General features: G+C 50.1%; 20 protein-coding genes. 15 read left to right on the plus strand and 5 right to left on the minus strand.

What is annotated here, in order from left to right; translation table 11 throughout:
• The first annotated feature begins 254 nt into the window (after positions 1–254).
• The 5 genes from FDW94_RS02280 to adrA all read left to right on the plus strand — a co-directional run bounded on the left by FDW94_RS02280 (position 255) and on the right by adrA (position 5,087).
• Positions 255–1,451, plus strand: coding sequence for a multidrug efflux MFS transporter (locus tag FDW94_RS02280; protein WP_137377076.1), 1,197 nt, complete (start codon positions 255–257; stop codon positions 1,449–1,451).
• 248 nt (positions 1,452–1,699) lie between these two features.
• Positions 1,700–1,942 carry a sigma-S stabilization anti-adapter protein IraP gene (locus FDW94_RS02285; RefSeq protein ID WP_079935136.1) on the plus strand — a complete coding sequence of 81 codons (243 nt, stop codon included), beginning with the start codon at positions 1,700–1,702 and terminating at the stop codon, positions 1,940–1,942.
• A gap of 104 nt (positions 1,943–2,046) precedes the next feature.
• Positions 2,047–3,462 (plus strand): alkaline phosphatase, encoded by a 1,416-nt coding sequence (gene phoA, locus FDW94_RS02290; RefSeq protein WP_008783904.1) that lies wholly within the window; start codon positions 2,047–2,049, stop codon positions 3,460–3,462.
• A 97-nt stretch (positions 3,463–3,559) separates the two neighbouring features.
• Positions 3,560–3,880: a phosphate starvation-inducible protein PsiF gene (psiF, locus tag FDW94_RS02295; protein ID WP_003830956.1), complete on the plus strand. Its 321-nt coding sequence runs from the start codon at positions 3,560–3,562 to the stop codon at positions 3,878–3,880.
• 91 nt (positions 3,881–3,971) lie between these two features.
• Complete coding sequence (gene adrA / locus FDW94_RS02300; RefSeq protein WP_095533161.1) at positions 3,972–5,087, plus strand: diguanylate cyclase AdrA; 1,116 nt, start codon at positions 3,972–3,974, stop codon at positions 5,085–5,087.
• Positions 5,088–5,104: 17 nt separating this feature from the next.
• On the opposite strand, the gene proC is transcribed toward adrA, so the two are convergent.
• Positions 5,105–5,914, minus strand: coding sequence for a pyrroline-5-carboxylate reductase (gene proC, locus FDW94_RS02305; protein WP_008783907.1), 810 nt, complete (start codon positions 5,912–5,914; stop codon positions 5,105–5,107).
• A 273-nt stretch (positions 5,915–6,187) separates the two neighbouring features.
• Here proC and FDW94_RS02310 point away from each other — a divergent pair, with 273 nt between their 5' ends.
• The 5 genes from FDW94_RS02310 to ppnP all read left to right on the plus strand — a co-directional run bounded on the left by FDW94_RS02310 (position 6,188) and on the right by ppnP (position 8,873).
• Positions 6,188–6,643 carry a YaiI/YqxD family protein gene (locus FDW94_RS02310; RefSeq protein ID WP_137377077.1) on the plus strand — a complete coding sequence of 152 codons (456 nt, stop codon included), beginning with the start codon at positions 6,188–6,190 and terminating at the stop codon, positions 6,641–6,643.
• Positions 6,644–6,829: 186 nt separating this feature from the next.
• Positions 6,830–7,375, plus strand: coding sequence for a shikimate kinase AroL (gene aroL / locus FDW94_RS02315; RefSeq protein WP_137377078.1), 546 nt, complete (start codon positions 6,830–6,832; stop codon positions 7,373–7,375).
• Positions 7,376–7,401: 26 nt separating this feature from the next.
• Positions 7,402–7,593, plus strand: a complete 192-nt coding sequence (gene yaiA, locus FDW94_RS02320; RefSeq protein ID WP_003021472.1) for a protein YaiA — start codon at positions 7,402–7,404, stop codon at positions 7,591–7,593.
• A 246-nt stretch (positions 7,594–7,839) separates the two neighbouring features.
• Positions 7,840–8,517: an AroM family protein gene (locus FDW94_RS02325; protein ID WP_003830963.1), complete on the plus strand. Its 678-nt coding sequence runs from the start codon at positions 7,840–7,842 to the stop codon at positions 8,515–8,517.
• A 71-nt stretch (positions 8,518–8,588) separates the two neighbouring features.
• Positions 8,589–8,873 (plus strand): pyrimidine/purine nucleoside phosphorylase, encoded by a 285-nt coding sequence (gene ppnP, locus FDW94_RS02330; protein WP_003021477.1) that lies wholly within the window; start codon positions 8,589–8,591, stop codon positions 8,871–8,873.
• A 50-nt stretch (positions 8,874–8,923) separates the two neighbouring features.
• Here the strand turns inward: ppnP and rdgC are convergent, their stop codons facing one another.
• Positions 8,924–9,835, minus strand: a complete 912-nt coding sequence (gene rdgC / locus FDW94_RS02335) for a recombination-associated protein RdgC (RefSeq protein WP_003021479.1) — start codon at positions 9,833–9,835, stop codon at positions 8,924–8,926.
• 91 nt (positions 9,836–9,926) lie between these two features.
• On the opposite strand from rdgC, the gene mak reads away from it, so the two are divergent.
• Positions 9,927–10,835 carry a fructokinase gene (mak, locus tag FDW94_RS02340; protein ID WP_137377079.1) on the plus strand — a complete coding sequence of 303 codons (909 nt, stop codon included), beginning with the start codon at positions 9,927–9,929 and terminating at the stop codon, positions 10,833–10,835.
• Positions 10,836–10,862: 27 nt separating this feature from the next.
• Here the strand turns inward: mak and araJ are convergent, their stop codons facing one another.
• Positions 10,863–12,035, minus strand: coding sequence for an MFS transporter AraJ (gene araJ / locus FDW94_RS02345; RefSeq protein ID WP_032942515.1), 1,173 nt, complete (start codon positions 12,033–12,035; stop codon positions 10,863–10,865).
• Between the two features lie 550 nt (positions 12,036–12,585).
• Here araJ and FDW94_RS02350 point away from each other — a divergent pair.
• From FDW94_RS02350 to FDW94_RS02365, 4 genes are all read left to right on the plus strand, one after another.
• Positions 12,586–13,143, plus strand: a complete 558-nt coding sequence (locus tag FDW94_RS02350) for a fimbrial protein (RefSeq protein WP_079934862.1) — start codon at positions 12,586–12,588, stop codon at positions 13,141–13,143.
• A gap of 100 nt (positions 13,144–13,243) precedes the next feature.
• Entirely contained in the window at positions 13,244–13,966 is a 723-nt protein-coding gene (locus FDW94_RS02355) for a molecular chaperone (RefSeq protein WP_249358247.1), read from the plus strand.
• Between the two features lie 26 nt (positions 13,967–13,992).
• Complete coding sequence (locus FDW94_RS02360) at positions 13,993–16,518, plus strand: fimbria/pilus outer membrane usher protein (protein ID WP_137377080.1); 2,526 nt, start codon at positions 13,993–13,995, stop codon at positions 16,516–16,518.
• Between the two features lie 14 nt (positions 16,519–16,532).
• Complete coding sequence (locus FDW94_RS02365) at positions 16,533–17,531, plus strand: fimbrial protein (protein ID WP_137377081.1); 999 nt, start codon at positions 16,533–16,535, stop codon at positions 17,529–17,531.
• 85 nt (positions 17,532–17,616) lie between these two features.
• Here the strand turns inward: FDW94_RS02365 and sbcC are convergent, their stop codons facing one another.
• Together sbcC and FDW94_RS23750 are read right to left on the minus strand one after the other, a co-directional pair.
• A complete protein-coding gene (gene sbcC, locus FDW94_RS02370) occupies positions 17,617–20,760 on the minus strand; it encodes an exonuclease subunit SbcC (protein WP_137377082.1) in 3,144 nt (1,047 codons plus the stop codon).
• The coding region (locus FDW94_RS23750; protein ID WP_249358249.1) for an exonuclease SbcCD subunit D C-terminal domain-containing protein at positions 20,757–21,053 on the minus strand (297 nt) is incomplete at its 5' end. The genes sbcC and FDW94_RS23750, both read right to left, overlap by 4 nt.

A 21,053-nucleotide genomic window follows, 5' to 3' on the forward strand; every position in this document is an offset into this window, starting at 1 on the left:
AAACGCAGGTTTCCTCGGCTTCTGGCAGATTGTTTTGGCGAATGACAGGGGATTAGAAGGGGACATACACGCAGATCGCGCGGGAAGCACAATCCCCTGTTTATATTATGGGTTTGGTGTGAGCTATATCACAAATATGATGAGCGGGAAGATAAAATCCTAAACTGTGATTTATCGCACCTGTAGACCCTTATTCGGCTAAGTAATTTGTTAAGCTGCTCGCAGTTTTCAGCTAATTATCGTTATGAGTCCTTATGGAATCCTGGAGAGTTAACCTTATTTCCGTTTGGTTCGGGTGCTTTTTTACCGGACTGGCGATTAGCCAAATCTTGCCTTTTTTACCACTCTATATCTCCCAACTGGGCGTGACCTCGCATGAAGCGCTATCAATGTGGTCCGGATTAACGTTCAGCGTCACCTTCCTGATTTCAGCCATTGTTTCTCCGATGTGGGGCAGTCTGGCCGACCGCAAAGGACGCAAGCTGATGCTGCTGCGGGCCTCACTGGGGATGGCCATTGCGATTTTGCTACAGGCATTTGCCACTAACGTCTGGCAGCTTTTTCTGCTGCGCGGGGTGATGGGGTTAACCTCCGGCTATATTCCTAATGCGATGGCGCTGGTTGCGTCACAGGTTCCACGCGAGCGCAGCGGCTGGGCGCTGAGTACGCTCTCTACGGCGCAAATTAGCGGCGTCATCGGCGGACCGCTGATGGGAGGCTTTATCGCCGATCATGTTGGCTTACGGGCGGTATTCTGTATTACCGCCGCCTTGCTGGTGGTGAGTTTTCTGGTCACACTGTTCTTAATCAAAGAGGGCGTTCGCCCGACGCTTAAAAAAAGCGAACGTCTGAGTGGGAAGGCTGTGTTTGCCTCGCTTTCGCATCCAGCGTTGGTGATCAGCCTGTTTTTTACCACCATGGTGATTCAACTGTGTAATGGCTCAATTGGGCCTATTCTGGCGCTGTTTATTAAATCAATGGTCCCGGACAGTTCGAATATTGCTTTTCTCAGTGGGCTGATAGCCTCAGTACCGGGCATTTCTGCTCTGATTTCCGCGCCCCGACTTGGTAAATTAGGCGACCGTATTGGTACTGAGCGGATTTTAATGGCGACGTTAATCTTCGCGGTGGTGCTATTTTTTGCCATGTCGTGGGTTACCACGCCGTTGCAGTTGGGAATTCTACGTTTTCTGCTCGGCTTTGCTGATGGTGCGATGTTGCCGGCGGTGCAGACGCTGTTGGTGAAATACTCCAGCGACCAGATAACCGGACGCATCTTTGGCTATAACCAGTCATTTATGTACCTTGGCAACGTCGCCGGGCCATTGATGGGTGCAACGGTTTCGGCAATGGCGGGGTTCCGTTGGGTGTTCATTGCTACAGCAAGCATTGTGCTTATCAATATCTGGCAACTGGCTATCGCGTTGCGACGTCGGCGCGAGGCTCGTTGAGTTCCTGATTAACAACGCTGCTTGTCAGCGTTGTTAATCCATAATTGTGTATTATATATTTGTGTGATTATTAATTTTCTTACCTTTTTATATTGAATCATCCTGCTTCAGGACTCATTTTCCCTTATTTTGTGTTGTGATTGTTTTCGCAAATCGTTTTATTTCTTATAAAAATACAACTTTCATCCTCTAGGCAGTCGTGAGCCTTAATGATAACGTGACCCATATTTTGTTAAGGGAATAGGCAAATGAAAAACCTCGTCACTGAGTTGTTACTTAAGCTCGCGCAAAAAGAAGAAGAATCGCAAGATCTGGCGGCACAGGTCGAAACGTTAGAGCGGGTAATCATCGAAATGCTGCGCAATATGGCGTGGAACGATCGGCAAATATTTATTCGTCAAATTGAGGGGGCGCTGGCTGGCGGAAACCGCATGCCCGCGTTTCTGACGAACATACATAATGCTGGTGAGTGCGTACCAAAAGCGTTGTGATCCATCTATGGTGGGGTAGCCACAAATTATCATAAAATTGTCACATCAAATACTTATAGTCGCTTTGTTTTAATTTTACCGTATTTATACATGGAGAATATAAAGTGAAACAAAGCGCTCTGGCTATTGCCCTGTTACCTTTGCTGTTTACCCCGGTTATTAATGCAGAAACATCTACTGTAGCGGTTATGGATAATCGTGCTGCTCAGGGAGATATCACCACGCCGGGTGGCGCTCGCCGATTGTCTGCCGATCAAACGGCAGCTCTGCGCGAATCCCTGAACGATAAACCGGCCAAAAATATTATTTTGCTGATTGGCGATGGGATGGGCGACTCCGAAATAACGGCAGCGCGAAATTATGCTGAAGGCGCGGGCGGATTTTTTAAAGGTATTGATGCTTTACCGTTGACCGGACAATACACACATTATGCGTTGGATAAGAAAACGGGCAAGCCCGATTATGTGACAGATTCAGCAGCATCTGCGACAGCATGGACAACCGGCGTGAAGACCTATAACGGGGCGCTGGGTGTGGATATTCATGAAAAAGATCACACCACGATTCTGGAAATGGCCAAAGCGGCAGGTCTGGCGACAGGCAACGTTTCCACGGCTGAATTACAGGATGCCACGCCGGCCGCACTGGTTGCCCATGTCACTTCGCGTAAATGCTATGGCCCGAGCGTGACGGCTGAAAAATGCCCGACGAACGCGCTGGAAAAAGGCGGTAAAGGGTCGATCACCGAACAATTATTGAATGCTCGTGCGGATGTTACGTTAGGCGGCGGAGCAAAAACATTTACTGAAACCGCTACGGCAGGTGAGTGGCAGGGTAAAACGCTGCGAGAACAAGCCCAGGCCCGTGGTTACCAGATGGTGAGTGATGCCGCGACGCTGGCGGCTGTTAGCGAAGCGAATCAGGATAAACCGCTGTTGGGTCTGTTCTCAGACGGTAATATGCCAGTGCGTTGGGAAGGGCCGAAAGCGTCTTATCACGGCAACCTGGATAAGCCGGTAGTGACCTGTACGCCAAATCCAAAACGTAACGACAGCGTGCCAACGCTGGCGCAGATGACGGATAAAGCGATTGAGCTGTTAAGCAAAAATGAGAAAGGTTTCTTCCTGCAAGTAGAAGGCGCGTCGATCGATAAACAAGATCACGCCGCTAACCCGTGTGGACAAATTGGTGAAACGGTCGATCTGGATGAAGCGGTGCAGCGTGCACTTGCCTTTGCGAAGAAAGATGGCAACACCCTGGTTGTGGTAACCGCTGACCACGCGCATGCCAGCCAGATTGTCGCACCGGATACTAAAGCACCCGGTTTAACGCAGGCGCTGAACACTAAAGATGGCGCGGTGATGGTCATCAGCTATGGCAACTCTGAAGAAGAGTCCCAGGAGCACACCGGCAGCCAACTGCGTATTGCAGCCTATGGCCCTCATGCGGCGAATGTGGTTGGCCTGACCGATCAAACCGATCTGTTTTACACCATGAAAGCGGCGTTAGGACTGAAATAAGCTGACACCCGATGGCAATACTTTTGCCGTCGGGTGGTATTTTTATCGTTAGCAGCCAAACTTACCTGTGTGTCGTCGTTCAGAAAAGGATGGTGCTATGAAAATTACATTATTAATGACGTTACTCTTTGGCCTTATTTTTTTAACTACCGTCGGTGCTGCCGAGAAGACGTTAACCCCGCAACAACAGCGTATGACCACCTGCAATCAGCAGGCCACGGCGCAGACCTTAAAAGGGGATGCGCGTAAGACCTACATGAGTGATTGCCTGAAAAACAGTAAATCTGCGCCTGAGGAAAAGAGCCTGACGCCGCAGCAGCAGAAAATGCGTGAATGCAACGTCAAGGCGACGGAACAGTCTCTGAAAGGCGATGATCGTAATAAGTTTATGAGCGCTTGCCTGAAAAAATCTGCTTAGCACTTCCGGGTGAGCAGGTAAAATCGCTCACCCGAAATATCATACTTCCGCCACCAGACCCCTTCCTATAATTTGGGAAATTTGTTTCAGAATATTCCCAAATACGATGAATGATGAAAATTTTTATCAAAAGAAGGTCGTCCCGAATGAAGCATTTATATTGCTTCATCAAAATGATCACCAACGTTCCGGTCTGCGATTTGCCCGACGAATCAGGCTGCCGCGAGCGGTGGGACTGGGGGGAATGTTTTTCCCTATCGCGTCGGTATTAGTTTCTCAGCCAATAACCGGAGGCTGGTGGCTTTTGCTGGTGGGATGGGCGTTTGTCTGGCCGCATCTGGCATGGCAATTGGCAAGTAAAGCTATCGATCCACTGCATAGCGAATATACCAACTTAAAAGCCGATGCCATCCTCGCCGGGATGTGGATGGGGATTATGGGGATAAACTTGCTGCCATCCACGGCGCTGTTGATGATTATCTGTATCAACCTGATGGGCGCAGGGGGTATGCGTGTCTTCATCGCAGGCGCCGTGTTGATGGTGGTTTCCTGCCTGGTGACGTTACAGTTAACGGATATTCCCGTGGCTTTTAGCAGTACGCAACTGAGTGTGCTGTTGTCGCTGCCGGTGTTAGTGGTTTACCCGTTGCTGTTTGCCTGGGTGAGTTACCAGACGCTCATCAGGCTGGCAGAACATAAACGTCGCTTACAGGTTATGAGCACGCGAGATGGGATGACCGGGGTTTATAACCGACGTCATTGGGAACTGTTGCTGCGGAATGAATTTGATAATTGCCGACGCCATCAGCGTGATGCCACGCTCCTTATCATCGATATCGACCATTTTAAGAGTATCAATGATACCTGGGGCCATGACGTCGGGGATCAGGCCATTGTTGCACTGACCCGCCAGTTACAGATGACCTTACGCGGTAGCGATGTGATTGGTCGCTTTGGCGGTGATGAGTTTGCGGTAATCATGTGTGGCACGTCAGCGAGCAGCGCGATTGCAGCGATGTCTCGTGTTCACGAACGGCTTACCCAACTGCGTTTATCCTGCGCGCCGCAGGTTGACCTGCGCATTAGCGTGGGCGTTGCGCCGCTGACGTCTGAAACTGAACACTATCGAGAATGGTTAAAATCAGCAGATATGGCTCTCTACAAAGCAAAGAATTCCGGACGTAACCGCACTGAAGCGGCGGCCTGACGTCCGGCGGTGTTAACTCAGGAGCGGCTGAGTTTTTCCGACTGCTCCATGCACTTAATCATCGCTTCAATCACCGATGAACGGAAACCGCGTTCTTCCAGGACGCGTACCGCCTCAATGGTGGTTCCACCTGGCGAGCACACCATATCCTTCAATTCGCCAGGATGTTTACCCGTTTCCAGAACCATCTTCGCCGAACCCATTACCGCTTGTGCTGCAAATTTATAAGCCTGTGCGCGGGGCATCCCCCCCTGAACGGCGGCATCAGCCATCGCTTCGATAAACATAAATACATAGGCCGGTGCTGAACCGCTGACGCCAACGACCGGATGAATCATTGCCTCCGCAATGACTTCTGCTTCACCAAAGCAGCGGAAGATATTCAGCACGTCGGCTGTTTCTTCTGGCGTGACTAAGGCGTTCGGCGTGACGGAGGTCATTCCGGCGTTCACCAGCGACGGCGTGTTTGGCATCGCGCGAATGATTTTACGGTCGTGACCCAGGGCACGGGCCAGCTGATCGAGAGTGACGCCTGCGGCAATCGAGACGACCAGGGAATCTTTGTTCAGGCTGGAGGTAATTTCACTCAGCACCTTAATCATGATGCCTGGTTTTACGGCCCCAAAAACAATATCAGCGATTTGCGCGACTTCTTGTGCAGACTGCGCCGCATTAATGCCGTACTGGTCGTGTAGCGCGGCGACCTTATCGGGGGAAGGGGTGTAGACCCAGATTTGTCCGGGGAGAACCTGACCGCTGGCGATCATGCCGCCAAGAATGGCTTTGCCCATATTACCGCAGCCGATAAAACCAATTTTCTTGTCCATCTTGTCACTCCCTATGGATGATATTCATTGTTTTATACCCGTCATACTTCAAGTTGCATGTGCGTTGGCTGCGTTCGCTCACCCGAATTACTTACCAGAGTAAGCTCATCGGGACTCACTCTCTTGCCGCCTGCCTGCAACCCGAATTATTTAGGGTAAATCTGGGAAAGCTAAGCTTAGCGCGGAATGAATATGTTCAGAAGGAGAAACAGCACTTTGCCTGAAAGTAAAAGCACGCGACAATGTGCGACAGCACACCAGTGGGGAGAAGTTATGACAATATGGGTGGATGCCGATGCGTGTCCGAATGTGATTAAAGACATTTTGTACCGCGCCTCTGAGCGCATGCAAATGCCGCTTGTTTTGGTGGCCAACCAAAGCCTGCGCGTCCCGCCTTCGCGTTTCATCAGCACATTACGTGTGCCTGCGGGCTTTGACGTGGCTGATAACGAGATTGTGCGTCAGTGCAGCTCCGGTGATTTAGTGATAACGGCAGATATTCCGCTGGCGGCTGAAGTGATTGAAAAAGGTGCGGCGGCGCTTAACCCGCGCGGCGAACGTTATACCGAAGCGACGATCCGTGAGCGTCTGATGATGCGTGATTTTATGGATACACTGCGAGCCAGCGGTATCCAGACCGGGGGGCCGGACAGCCTTTCGCCCCGCGACAGACAGCATTTTGCGGCTGAACTGGATAAGTGGTGGCTGGAAGTTCAGCGTAGAAAATAGAGTGTGTAATTTATTATTTACACTTTATTCATTGTGAATTCTTGTTATAGTAGGGGTTAACTCATCTCGCCATTCTTTCTGTAATTTTTTCTTTACAGTTTTGGCGGTGTACTAGTTTGATGATATGATTATATTTTTAACCGCATCAGATCCCGCTTGTTGGCGGCTCTCTGGGGAAATTCTGTGATGACGCAACCTCTTTTTCTTGTTGGCCCCCGGGGGGGTGGTAAGACGACAACCGGTATGGCGCTGGCAAAGGCTATTGATTTCCAGTTCGTTGATACCGATCGCTGGTTGCAATCGCACGTGCAAATGACCGTGGCGGAAATCGTCGAAAGAGAAGGATGGGAAGGGTTTCGTGCCCAGGAAACGACCGCTCTGCAGGCTGTCACCGCTCCTGCCACGGTTGTTGCGACCGGCGGCGGTATCATTCTTACCGAATTTAATCGTCATTACATGCGCAGCCACGGCGTGGTTATCTATCTAAGCGCACCGGTATCGGTACTGGTTGATCGTCTGGAGGCCACGCCTGAAGAAGGATTACGACCGACTCTAACCGGCAAACCGTTGACCGAAGAGGTTCAGGAAGTGCTCGCCCAGCGTGATGTTTTGTATCGTGAGGCTGCGCACTATATCGTTGATGCCACCAATCCGCCTTCGCAGGTAGTGGAAGACATTCTTGGGATACTGGCGCAGGCAGCGCCACGGTTGCAGGGCGGTGTCTATACTTAATGTTCATCCAGTGAAAAGGAAGAACTATGCCGACACAACCACCTTATCCACGTCAAGCGACCATTGTTACGGTTGAAAAAGGGACGCCAGGCCAGACGGTAACCTGGTATCAACTTCGTGCTGATCACCCTAAACCGAATTCGTTGATCAGTGAGCATCCTTCAGCTCAGGAAGCGATGGATGCTAAAAAACGCTACGAAGACCCCGATAAAACCTGATATGAAGACCGCTCTGGCACGAGTCTTAAAAGTGCCAGTCCGGGCGTGCATCACATTATTTTAAATTTCGCCGTATACAGTAAAAATTGAAAATTAAACAATAACAATCCAGTACTGGAATGATCTGGAATCTTTACACAATACACCGCCGATCTACTGCTACGCTTTTGAGCATTTGTAGCACAGGTCAGCGCCCGGCACTTATCCGGGATTTCACAGCAAAGTAAGAAGACGGTGGAGCAACAAATGAGTACGTCGTTGGCTATCCTCACGATTGGCGTTGTGCCGATGTGTGAGATGTTACCGCTCCTGACGGAATATATTGATGAACAGCACATTACTCACCACAGTCTGCTGGGGCAGATGCAGCGAGAAGATGTGATGGCTGAGTACGGAGCTTCACCCGGTGACGAGCTGTTATTAACGCTGCTTAGCGACCACCAACTTGCTCATGTCTCACGTCAAAAAGTGGAACGCTCGCTGCAAAGCATTGTGGAGGTTCTCGATAATCAGGGATTTGATGTGATCCTGCTGATGAGTACCGCCTCAATTACCCGTCTGACCGCCCGCAATAGTATCTTGTTGGAACCTATACGCATTATTCCCCCGTTAGTGGCTTCGATTGTCGAAGGGCATCAGGTTGGGGTCATTGTACCTGTTGCTGAATTGCTCAAAGCCCAGACACAAAAGTGGCAGGTGTTACAAACTCCGCCAGTGTACGCCGTGGCGAATCCAGTAGAAGGTTCTGAACAACAGCTGATTGATGCCGGGAAATATCTCCTTGAGCAAGGTGCTGATGTTCTTATGCTGGACTGCCTGGGGTTTCATCAACGTCATCGTGATTTACTGCAAAAGTCGCTGGATGTCCCGGTTCTGCTGTCCAATGTGTTGATTGCCCGACTGGCTTCGGAATTGCTGGCGTAATTTTGCGTGACAGGTGGAACGTCAGCCCCCTATATTGGTTCCTAACTTAATCACGAGATAGGGCCAGTTGTATGCTTCAAAGTAATGAATACTTTTCCGGCAAAGTAAAATCGATCGGTTTTACCAGCAGCAGTACTGGCCGCGCCAGTGTAGGCGTGATGGCTGAAGGTGAATATACCTTTGGTACTGCGGCACCTGAAGAGATGACGGTAGTTAGTGGCGCACTGAACGTGCTGCTGCCAGGGGAAACCGAGTGGAAAGTGTATGCCGCAGGAGACGTGTTTAACGTACCGGGCAACAGCGAGTTTCATCTGCAGGTAGCAGAGCCAACATCCTATCTTTGCCGTTACCTGTAAGCGTAAAAATGACGAATGGCGATATTGAGTCGCCATTCGCTAAACACGGCTTAACGTTGCGCTTCGCCGCCTAATCCTTCCACCAGACTTTTAATCAGCGCCGCCAGTTCGCCTGTCATCAGGATGAAATCGGCATCAAAACGCTGAGCATAATCTTCGCGGTCGATATCTTCATTCTGATCGCGCAGCTCGTCGCTGAACTTCAGGCGCTTAATGGAGCCGTCGTCACACATAACGAACTGAATGCGCTGCTGCCAGTCGAGGGCCAGCTTAGTGACCAGTTTGCCCGCTTCGATATGCACGGCGATTTCGTCGCAGACCAGATCCTGTTTTTTCGCGCGGATCACACCGCCGTCTTCAAGGATCGCTTTCAGTTCAGCTTCATCCAGCAGTTGGAAGCCCTGCGCCGTGGTGCCGGAGCGAACCCATTCAGTCAGCGTCAGCTCAATAGGGTTTTCCATCGTCAGCGGAACGACCGGCAGCGAACCGAGACTCTTACGCAGCAGCGCCAGCGTATCTTCGGCTTTTTTCGCGCTCGCACAATCAACCATGATCAGATCGTTGACGGTATCGATCCACATCATTGTCTGGCTGAAGCGGCTAAAGGCGCGCGGCAGCAATGAGTGCAGAACTTCATCTTTCAGCGAGTCTTTTTCGGTCTTCTTAAGTTTGCGACCTTGCTCAGCTTCCAGTTTGAATATTTTGGCTTCCAGCGCCTGTTTGATAACCGGCGACGGCAGAATTTTTTCTTCTTTGCGGGCGCAGATAATAATTTGGCCATTGGCGGTATGCGTTAATGCATCGCTGTGCGATCCCATCGGCGGAACCCAGCCCATTTTTGCCATATCCTGGCTACCGCAAGGGGTGAACGTCATTGATGCCAGCTGTTTTTCCATCTCTTCGGCTCGCAAAGAAACATCGCGGCTAAGACGGTAAACCATTAAATTTTTGAACCACAGCATGATAATTTCCACGGCCTTGTCGTTAAATCCAGCGGGCATGATAGCGAATTGTCGCTATGCTTGCATTGTTAATCGGGAAGAGGAGCAAACAGTGCGTATAGGTATCGATTTGGGCGGTACGAAAACGGAAGTTATTGCGCTTGGCGATGCGGGCGAGCAGCTTTTTCGCCATCGCTTGCCCACGCCGCGTGATGATTATCGGCAAACGATAGAAACCATCGCCACGCTGGTGGAGATGGCGGAAAACGCCACCGGACAGACGGGAACCGTGGGAATGGGCATTCCAGGTTCAATCTCGCCCTACACCGGGGTGGTAAAGAATGCCAACTCGACCTGGCTTAACGGACAACCTTTTGACAAAGACCTGAGTTCGCGTCTGAATCGTGAAGTGCGGTTGGCAAATGATGCCAACTGTCTGGCGGTTTCAGAAGCTGTGGATGGTGCGGCGGCCGGGGCGCAAACCGTGTTTGCAGTGATTATCGGCACTGGATGTGGCGCAGGCGTGGCAATGAATGGTCGGGCGCACACGGGCGGTAACGGTACCGCGGGCGAGTGGGGGCATAATCCGCTGCCATGGATGGACGAAGATGAGCTGTGTTTCCGACAGGAAGTCCCCTGTTATTGCGGTAAACAAGGCTGCATTGAAACCTTCATTTCCGGGACCGGCTTTGCCACCGACTACCAGCGTCTGAGCGGTAAGCAGCTCAAAGGCAATGAAATTATCAGTCTTGTTACTGCGCAGGATGCTCTTGCGGAGCAGGCGTTGAGCCGCTATGAGCGTCGTCTGGCGAAATCACTGGCACATGTGGTGAATATTCTCGATCCGGACGTCATTGTGCTGGGGGGCGGAATGAGCAATGTCGACCGACTGTATCAAAACGTTCCGACGTTGATTAAGCAGTTTGTCTTTGGCGGCGAATGCGAAACGCCTCTACGCAAGGCGCTACACGGGGATTCCAGCGGTGTACGCGGTGCGGCCTGGCTGTGGCCGCAGGAGTAAGGTTCGCGTAGCCGGGTAGCGCAGATGCTATCCGGCAGCGTGTGTCATCTGGGGTACTGCGCGCTTCAGGCGACCGTACAGCAACAGTGACGACATCGCAGAAAACGACAGCAGTGCCGCCGGCAGCGTCACGTAGTTGTAGGCAAAGCCCAGCGTCAGCATCATGCCACCGCTGTAGGCGCCAATCGCGCTGCCGAGGTTAAAGGCAATTTGCCCGCCAGCCGCACCCAGCAGCTCCCCTCCTTTAGCATTTTGCAGCAATAAAATTTGCAGCGGTGCCGACAGGGCAAACAGCCCCGCGCAGCAAATAAAGGCGAAGGTCAGCGACGCGGCTTTGATCCCGCCAAAGGCAAAGAGCAACAGCAGAGCCAGCACAATCACGAAGTCGGTTATCACCGCAATGCGCAGCGGCGTATAGCGACCAGACAGCCGACCGCTCAGCAGATTTCCCAACACCATTCCTAATCCTACCAGCATCATGATGAAGGTCATCAGCGCTTCGGAAAATCCGGAGATGAACATCATGTATGGTTTGACATAGCTGAACCAGGCGAAAACCCCGGCGTTACCAAACATGGTGGCGGAGAAAATGAGCCACGGGGCGGGGCTTTTCAAAAAGTGAAATTGTTCGCGCAGGTTTCCTTTTGCTTCATCGCTGATGTTGGGCACCCAAAAAGCGACCGAGACCATCACGGCGATATTAAAGACGGCAATCAGCAGGAACGTATAGCGCCAGCTAAATTCCTGACTCAGCCAGGTGCCGACGGGAATGCCAACCAGATTTGCAACGGTCATACCCGAAATCATGCCCGCGACAGCAGCGGTGACTTTTCCCGGGCGGGCGAGCTTCGACAGGATAATTGCGCCAACGCCAAAAAATGCGCCGTGCGGGAAGCCTGAAACCAGCCTGCCTACCGCCAGCATAAAATACGAGGAGGAGAGGGTGAAAATGGCGTTGCCAATCACACACAGCGTGACCAGAAACAGCAGAATATGCTTGAGCGAAAAGCGGCTGGAAAAGAGTGCAATAATGGGCGCGCCAAGCACCACGCCAAAGGCGTAAAACGAAATCATATGGCCAGCGGCAGGAATGGAGATTCCCACGTCCCGCGCCAATTCGGTGAGTACACCCATGATGCCAAACTCGGCCATGCCCAGCCCAAACGTCCCCAAGGCTAAAGAGAAAATGACTTTTTTCATACCACCTGTCATACACAGCAACAACAGCTAAGTAGGGCTAATGCTATCATATTTGTGAAGTCTGAACGAACGATTGCAATTATTCTTGAAAGCAATTATTTGCATGCTAGATGCCGATAACATACGGACTCGGAATTGTAGTCTTTTCAATATATAAAATACACTAAAATAGTGTTTTATTGATGGGCGATTTCTGGTTGGGAATGGGTTGTTGTATTCACAACGCATATGAATCGATAGTGATTTATTTTTTATATATAAAGCGCATAGCTATAAATTATTTAAATATTGTTTTTGTTTTATCGATTAACTTATTATAACTTGCTGTTTTGTAATGATATTGTTTTTTTGTCTTTGTGCTGTTGATGAAATAAAAATCATATTATATTATATATGCCGACCACAATATTCATTGGGTTAGAACGCATAAGATTCTATCTTTCGGACCTCTTCTGAGGACTGTTTGGGATTTTTATATGCAAAAGTCTTTGGCGGAAATTTCAGAGGCAGCATTCGAAAGATAATAAAATTTATTATAGGGAAATTTCACATGAAAAAGAAAGTACTCCTTTCTGCCTCTTTGTTGCTTGTTGCGGCTATCAATGTTGCGCATGCGGCAGACTTAACTGATGACCAGGGCACCGTCACTTTTACCGGTACTATTATTAACCCACCTTGCCAGGTTGATACAGACAGCGAAGATGTTCAGGTACCCTTTACCCCGCTGGGGACGAACGCCTTTGCTGGTATTGGCGAAGAAGCGTCTCAGGTTCAGCCATTTGCAATTAAATTGACTAAGTGCCCGGCAAATACTGTGGTAAACCTGACCTTTGCAGGTGATACCGCAACGGAAAATACGCAGCTGAAAGCGCTTACTGGCGGCGTTGATACCGGTGTTGGTATTGTGGTTTATGGCGCTGATGCCAGCAATGATAAAGTCGTTTTTAACGACGAAGCGAACTCTGCTTTTGCTCAAACGACCGGGGCAAGCGAAGAAAATGACCTGACGTTTAACTTCACATCAAAAGTTGTGGCAACCGTTGATCCGGCGAGTATCAAAGGCGGCGAGTTTGCTGCAACCACAACCTATACCATTTACTATCCATAAGGGACGTAGAGTGGGTGTGACGTAAGTTCAGACAGGATATGCCATAGGATAATCAGGGTATGTCCTGTAATTCTTTTCGAGATTTAGCCATAAGGGATGAATGATGAATCTCAACATTTCTGGTTTGCTGTTTTCAGCAATATTCATTCTTTTTCAAAACACTGCTTCGGCGGGGGTGCAAATTAGTAATACGCGTATTATTTATCCTGGAGATGTGGATGAAGTTCAGGCAACAGTAAAAAATACGGGTAATGGAAATCAGCTTGTTCAGGCATGGGTTGATAACTTCGATAAGAATGATAAAAGTAAGCCTCCTCTTATTATTACTCCTCCGTTATTTAAACTTATTGGCGGACAGACGAATATCCTGCATTTTATCTCAGTCGATAAAAATGGCATCCTGACAAAAGATCGTGAACAAATTTTTTGGGCTAATATCAAGTCTATCGAAGCGACGCCTAAAGTGTTAGTACAACAAAGTAAGCTACAATTGGCTACCCGCAGTCGTATTAAGCTGATATGGCGACCAAAGGGATTAAATAAAAACGACGCGCAAGAAGCATACAAAAGTCTGATATTTTCTGTTTCAGGTGGACGTTTGGCTGTGGATAACCCGACGGCATACTATATTTCTTTGCATAATATGACCGTTGACGGCAAAGAGGTAAAGCCGCCGAAAGATACGCTTTCTGCTGTGTCTATGATGATTTCACCCTATTCAAAAATGATCTATTCCCTACCGGGTGGGAACGCTAAGTCTGTTCGGTGGAGCGCAATTGACGACTACGGTAATGCCACTTCCGAACAGGAAAAGTCACTTTAAATTCGGCGGATAAGGATATCCACAATATGCGGCCTATCAATAATAATCATGAAATTCTCTCATTGAAATTATCAGCTATTGCCGCCGCATTGATGTTGTGTAGTCCGTTTTGTATCGCTGAATCACAAGTTGCTGATGATGAGTTTAATATTGATGCGCTACGTTTTGATTCCCCAATAGACAGCGCAGAGGCGATCCGTACTTTTTTAGACGATAATGCACTTGCACCAGGCGTCTACCTCAGTTCTGTTTATTTTAATAATCATTTTGTTGAAAAAAAGAATGTGACGTATGTGCTTAATGAAGCCCATACCGCACTCATTCCCGTGTTAAAAAAATCAGAACTGGCCGCCTATGGCGTCAATGTCAGCAAAATGCCATTGATGAAAACGATGTCTGATGACGCCACGGTTGATGATATCGGACGTTACATTGAAGAGGCTTCCTGGACTTTCTCCACGCAGCAACAACGGCTGGATATTCGTGTACCGCAAGTTGCTGTTAATCAGGAAGTGCAGGGGTATATCGACCCTGATAATTGGGATGATGGAATACCTGCTGCACTGTTGGGTTATTACTATAGCGGCTCTAAAACACACTACAGCTCTCAGGGCTCGTCGACACAAAATTACCTGAGTTTAAACAGTGGGCTGAATGTAGGGCCGTGGCGCATACGAAACAATGGAAATTACCAAAGCGGAGATGGTTGGGAAAACATTTCGACGTATATTCAGCGGGATATAAAGCGCCTGCGTAGCCAACTTACGCTCGGCGATAGCTCTACTGCGGGAGATATTTTTGACAGCCTTCCGATTCGTGGTATTCGTCTGCAAACAGATACCGCTATGCTGCCCTATAGCCAACAAGGGTTTGCGCCGGTGATCCGGGGGATTGCGAAAAGCGATGCTAAGGTGACCATTAAGCAAAATGGCTACACCCTCTATCAAACCTATGTTAGCGCAGGGGCGTTTGAAATTACGGATGTACCGCAGGTATCTTCCGGCAGTGATTTCGATATAACAATCACGGAGGCTGATGGGAGTGAGCGTAGCTTCGTTCAGACGTCGTCTTCTTTACCTATCATGCAGCGACAGGGGGCATTGCAATATAGCGTTGCCGCCGGGCATTACCAAAATAATGATACATCAGAGGATCCTAATCTGGTCGAAGCGCAACTTATCTATGGGTTGCCTTATGGTTTTACCGTGTATAGCGGCGTGTTGGGCAGTGATTTTTATCGTTCTGCGGCATTAGGTTTTGGTATCGATCTTCATGATTTTGGCGCGTTTTCGTTTGATGCCACAACGGCCAGAAGCGAAGTGGCTGATAACGTCTGGCAGGGGATGTCTTATCGTGCCCAGTATGCGAAGAATATCGATACGACCAATACCAATCTTACTCTTGCGAGTTATCGTTACTCTACCCGTAATTTTTATACGTTTACGGAAACGTTAAATAACCGAACTAACGATATTGATGACGACAGTTTTTATGCTTATCGCAATACTAATAACCGTCGTAGCCGCTTTCAGGTAAATATCAGCCAGAGCCTGAATGAGCTAGGTTCTTTCTATATCTCTGGTTATCAGCAAGATTACTGGGGGCTGGCGGGATATGAGCGCACGGTATCTGTCGGTTATAACCAGAACTGGGAACGGATCCGATTTATGCTCAACTATTCGTTGACGCAAACGCCAACCTCACATCGTGATGAGCAGGTTTCATTTACTGTCAGCGTTCCCTTAGATAAATGGTTACCCAGTGCCTGGGCGAATTATACTTATACAGATAACCGTCATCGTAGTCAGCAACATCTGATTGGGATCAGTGGTACTGCATTGCAGGATGATAACCTCAATTATAATCTCCAACAGTCCAGGGGGAATAATGGAATGGGGGGGGACGGAAGTATGAATGCCACCTGGCAAGGCTCATTTGGCTCTGTTTCTGGTGGGTACAATTATGACAACAACAGCCGGCAAGTGAATTATAAGTTACAAGGTGGGATTATCGGCCATGCTGGCGGGATTACCTTAGCACAGTCGCTACCTGAAACGGTGACCTTAGTCGATGCCGACGATGGACCTGATATCAAAGTAGAAAACAGTACCGGTGTATATACTGATTCCTATGGCTACGCTGTTATTCCATATGCCTCACCCTATCGAACGAATAACATTATATTGAATACGGCGTGTAACCCGCAGGTTGATATCGCGGAACCCGTCAAACAGGTAATTCCTTCGCGTGGTGCGGTCACACTGGCAACATTTTCTGCACGCACCGGTATACGTGTTTTGTTAACGCTACAACATAATGGAAATAACGTTCCTTTCGGCGCGCTTGCGGCATTGGCAGGGGAAAACGAAAAAAATTATGCCAGTATCGTGGGTGATAACGGACAGGTTTATTTAACCGGTGTATCGGCAGGCGATCGCGTTATGGTGAAGTGGGGTGAGAAAGCGACGCAGCAGTGTACCGCGCAGATTGCTATTCCTGCCGATGAACTTACCAACAAAACCGTTGCTATATTAGCGGCAGAGTGTAAATAAAGGTGAAAGTGATAATGATAGCCGTCATCAGGTATGTGATTGTATTTTTTGTATTAAACTGGTCAGTGGTAAGTTATGCTTCATGTTATTATAAAAATAATACGACAGCAGCAACCTATACGGTCACCGTTCCGACTATTAACGCTCAGCGCGATGTCCCTGCAGGAACTGTCCTATGGGATAGCGGTTATCTTAATGCTCCAAATCAATCCGATATATTTTGTAACGGTGTACACCCAATCTATCGTGGATATGATGACTCATCATTGACGCTGGTAAATGGTGTTGAAGAATATGTTTATCAGACGAATAACCCTGGTGTTGGGATTAAAATTTGGTGGTTGTCTATGCTAGATGGAAAGAGCTATTCACCAAGTGATGCCCGAATTTTTTATTCTCCAGCGAAGGCTGAGGGGTCGAAAACATGTAAGGGGTGTGAATACACAAATATCTCAGCAGCGTTTGAGGTGCGATTAATCTCAACCGGACAACCTATTACAGATGCTCCCTTGCAATTATCGCGATTTAGTGCCTCCCGATTATATGAATCTGCCGCCCAACTTCATATTAACTTCACCGATGCAGATGTGGTGGTTAAGAGCGCCAGTTGTGTGCTTAATAGTAAGAATATTTCTGTTAATTTGGGGCGTTACTTTAAAACTGTCAGCCTGAATAACCCGGGTGATACTGGTGATGCGGTTGATTTTAAAATTGATTTAACGTGCGATCCGGATACCAATGTCAATGTATTGTTTTCTGGTACAACGACAGCAGGCGATAGCACTATTCTGACATTGAACGATCTTGATTCTCCGACGTCTGCGCAAGGTGTCGGTGTGCAAATTTTATATAACGATCGGTTAGTGAATTTTGGCGAGCTCCTGTCCACGATAAAAAATGATGCAGAAGGGAGCGTCGCCCTGCCGTTTAAAGCACACGTCATACGTTTAAATGAGAACTTGCGGGCCGGCGAAATCAACGCCACGGCCACCTTTGATATGATTTACCGCTAGCGGTTATTTTTTAAGCGTAAGAATAATATGCAGGGAATGATATTGCCGATCTTGTCGGCAATATCAATACGTCGAAAAATCAGCGTCATTCCACTCTGAAAGTGTTGTCGAGTTTGCTGTAGCCCAGCCCGTTGATTTTTTTCACTTTGATTTGCACCGGAATGCGTTCTTTCATTGCTTCGACGTGGCTGATCACGCCAATGGTTTTACCGCTAGCGTTGAGTGCATCCAGTGCGTCCAGCGCGGTATCCAGCGTTTCGCTGTCCAGCGTACCGAAGCCTTCGTCGAGGAACAGGGAGTCAATTCGCGTTTTGTGGCTGACCAGATCGGACAATGCCAGCGCCAGCGCCAGACTCACCAGGAAGCTCTCGCCGCCGGAGAGCGTACGCGTGTCACGCACAGCATCGGCTTGCCAGGTATCGACCACTTCCAGCTCCAGCGCTTCGCTGGCCTTGCGCTGCAACAAATAGCGACCGTGCAGACGGGTTAGCTGGTTGTTGGCAAGCCAGACCAGGTTATCCAGCGTCAGGCCCTGGGCAAATTTGCGGAACTTATCTCCCTCTTTCGAGCCGATCAGCGTATTCAGATATCCCCAGTCCTCGACCTGCTGCGCGACTTTTTCAATCTCCTGCATCAGCGCCTGCTGCTGCTGGCGGTTTTCAGCATCCTGCCTGAGCTGCTGGCGAATTTCTCCCTGACGAGTGGTGTTATCCCGCAGCAGTTGGGTGAGCTGCGCCAGCGTGTCGCGAAGATGTTGTGCCGTGAGCGTGAGATCCACCCCGGTTGGTTGCTGCTGTTGATGAGTCACCAGCGCCTGCTGGGCCTGATTAAGCAGCGTTTGTGCCTGTTGTTGCTGGTTTTCCAGCGATTGTTTCAACAGCTCAAGACGGTTGAAGGTCTCTTCATCCAGCAGGGCGGCAATAAAGGCGTCACGGTTGTCAAAGATGCTGGCCTGCAATGCGGCATCAAACTGCGCCTGAATGTCTGCGGCGCGCTGAACGTCTTGTGCTTCCTGCTGCTGCAAGGTTTGCCACTGTCCCTGTAAAGAGAGGCAATCGTCGTGCACCTGCCGCCAGTTTTCCAGCGGCAGATCCTCAATGATTTCAGAAAGCGCCTCAGATTCTGGCAGCGTTTCCAGCAGCGGCGCAAGCTGGGCAATCCGGGCCTGTAGCTCAGTCAGTTCATTCTGGCGCTGTTGCCACATTTGCGCTTCGTTCGCCCGTTCTCTTAGCCATGAGGAGACTTCATCCTCGGGCGGAAGGGCCAGACCATGACGCTCCAGCTCTGAGGTTAACGTTGCCTGGCGCTGGTCAATATGCTGTTGGAGTTGAGTAATCTGTTCGGTATGCGCGGCGATTTGCGCCTGCAGGGTATGACGCAAGCTTAACTGGTGAAGCTGTTGTTCGTACTCTTCCTGAGCGGCCAGCCACGGGGCAATGTCATCCTGCGGTTGTAGCGATACGTTGAGGCTGGCGGTAACGGTCAACCACTCTTGAGTAAGTGCTTGCTCCTCCTGAGAAAGCCTCTGTGCTTCATGTTCATCGCGCTGAAGTTGCTGCGTTATCGCCTCAAGCTGCCCGCGCAGGGTTGAACCCTCATCGGCCAGCGTTTTGACCTCTTTTTCCAGCACTTCACGTCGTGCCTGATTTACGCTCAGCTCAAGCGTCTGGTAACGCTCGATAGCCGGATGTGTAGTAGAGCCACAAAGCGGACAAGGTTTGCCGGATTCCAGTAATGCCCGATGGCTTTCCAGATCTTTGATGCGGGCTTCCTGCTCGCAAATGAGTCTCACATCGGCAAGTTGCTGATTTTTATCTTTATAGCGCTGACGTTTCTCGGCAAGTACCGCGTTGCGCTGTGTCAGCTCTTGCTGGCGCTGCAGCAGTGAAGCGCGTAGCTGTGCCAGCTGCTTTTGCTTCGGGACGATTTGCCCGTGCAGATTACTGAGGCGCTGGCGTAGTGGACGAAGCTGCACATGTTGCGCCAGCGCTTCTGTCACTTCCTGCGGGGAAAGGGTCAGCGCAGGAAGCGCCAGTGCATCGAGCTTACGTGTGTCGTTCTCCCGCAGCTGTTGCCACTGGCGTAGCTGGGCGCTGGCGTCGGACTGTTGCGCCAGCAGCGCTTTCCATCCTGCCAGTTCGCTACTCCATAAGCGGAAGCGGTCATGTTCGTTCAGCCAGTCGGTTAACGTCTGTTGTTCGGCGAGTATCGCGGTCGATTGCGTGTGCGCTTGCTGACGGATACACCCGCGCAGCGCTAAGCTGCTTTGTAAGCGAGTATTTACTTCCTGAATCTTCTGGCGCGTACGCTCGATAGTAGCCGTTTGTTCCTGGATTCGCTCCCAGTGAGGGCGCAATGCTCTGGCCGGCTGCGCCAGGCTCAGCGCTGCCAGCTGCGGCTGCGCGTCTTCTTGCGCCTGAAGTGCTGCCTGTAATGCCTGCTGATGGCGGTTTATGTCCGTCTGAAGCTCATTTTGCCGAATAAGCCAGTTGAGGTGCTGTTGCTGGGTTTGTTGGCTGGTAAGGTATTGTTTTTCTTCGTCAGTAAGTACCTGCAAACTTTCCGTCAGGGACAGCACCTGCTCTGGTGCTAACAGCGCCACGCCGCTGGCCTGGGCCTGCAGTTTTTCCAGCTCCGTACGCGCCGACTTGTGCTTTTCAAACACCAAGGCGGAGATTTGGCCGTAGATCTCAGTACCAGTTAACTCCTCCAGAAGCTCGGCGCGCTCTTTCGGTTTGGCATTAAGAAAGGCGGCAAACTGGCCCTGAGACAGTAGCATCGAACGGGTAAAACGCCCGTAATCCAGCCCGGTAAGCTCGGCTGTCATCTCCAGCTTGTCTTTGACTTTATCGGCGAGGATTTTACCGTCAGCGCAGCGGGCCAGCTCTACGCGCGGGACCTGCAGGTTGCCCTCGGGCTGATTGCGCGCCCGGTTCTGGCTCCAGAATGCGCGGTAGGCTTCGCCGCGCACCTCAAACTCAACTTCGGCCAGACACTCCGCGGTGTCGCGGGTCATCAGGTCGTTTTGCGACTGTGACACTGTATTCAGGCGCGGCGTTTCGTGGTACAGGGCGAGGCAAATCGCGTCCAGCAGGGTGGTTTTCCCCGCGCCCGTTGGCCCGGTGATGGCGAATAACCCGTTACTGGCAAAAGGTTCTGCCGTGAAATCGACTTTCCATTCTCCCTTCAGGGAGTTGAGGTTCTTCAGGCGCAGGCTGAGAATTTTCATGCTTCACTCTCCCCGGCAAGCGTGTGTAAGGTTGCGCTAAACAGCTGATTCAGCCGGTTGCGCTGAGGCTCCTCGAGCTCTTCCAGCGCCAGGCGGCGGTCAAAAACCTCCGTTACACTCAGCTCGCTTAACGTTTCGCGTCGTTCATTGGCCATAATTCGTTCGCGCTGTTCCCTACTGCGGCGCACCAGTAACACCTCGACCGGTAAATCTTCGGTTAAGGCCTGGATCTTACGTTGCATGTCATGCAGATAGTCGTCGGTGGTGATTTCAATATCCAGCCATATCGGCGG

This window comes from Citrobacter sp. wls757, from assembly GCF_005280935.1.
GTDB lineage: Bacteria > Pseudomonadota > Gammaproteobacteria > Enterobacterales > Enterobacteriaceae > Citrobacter > Citrobacter portucalensis.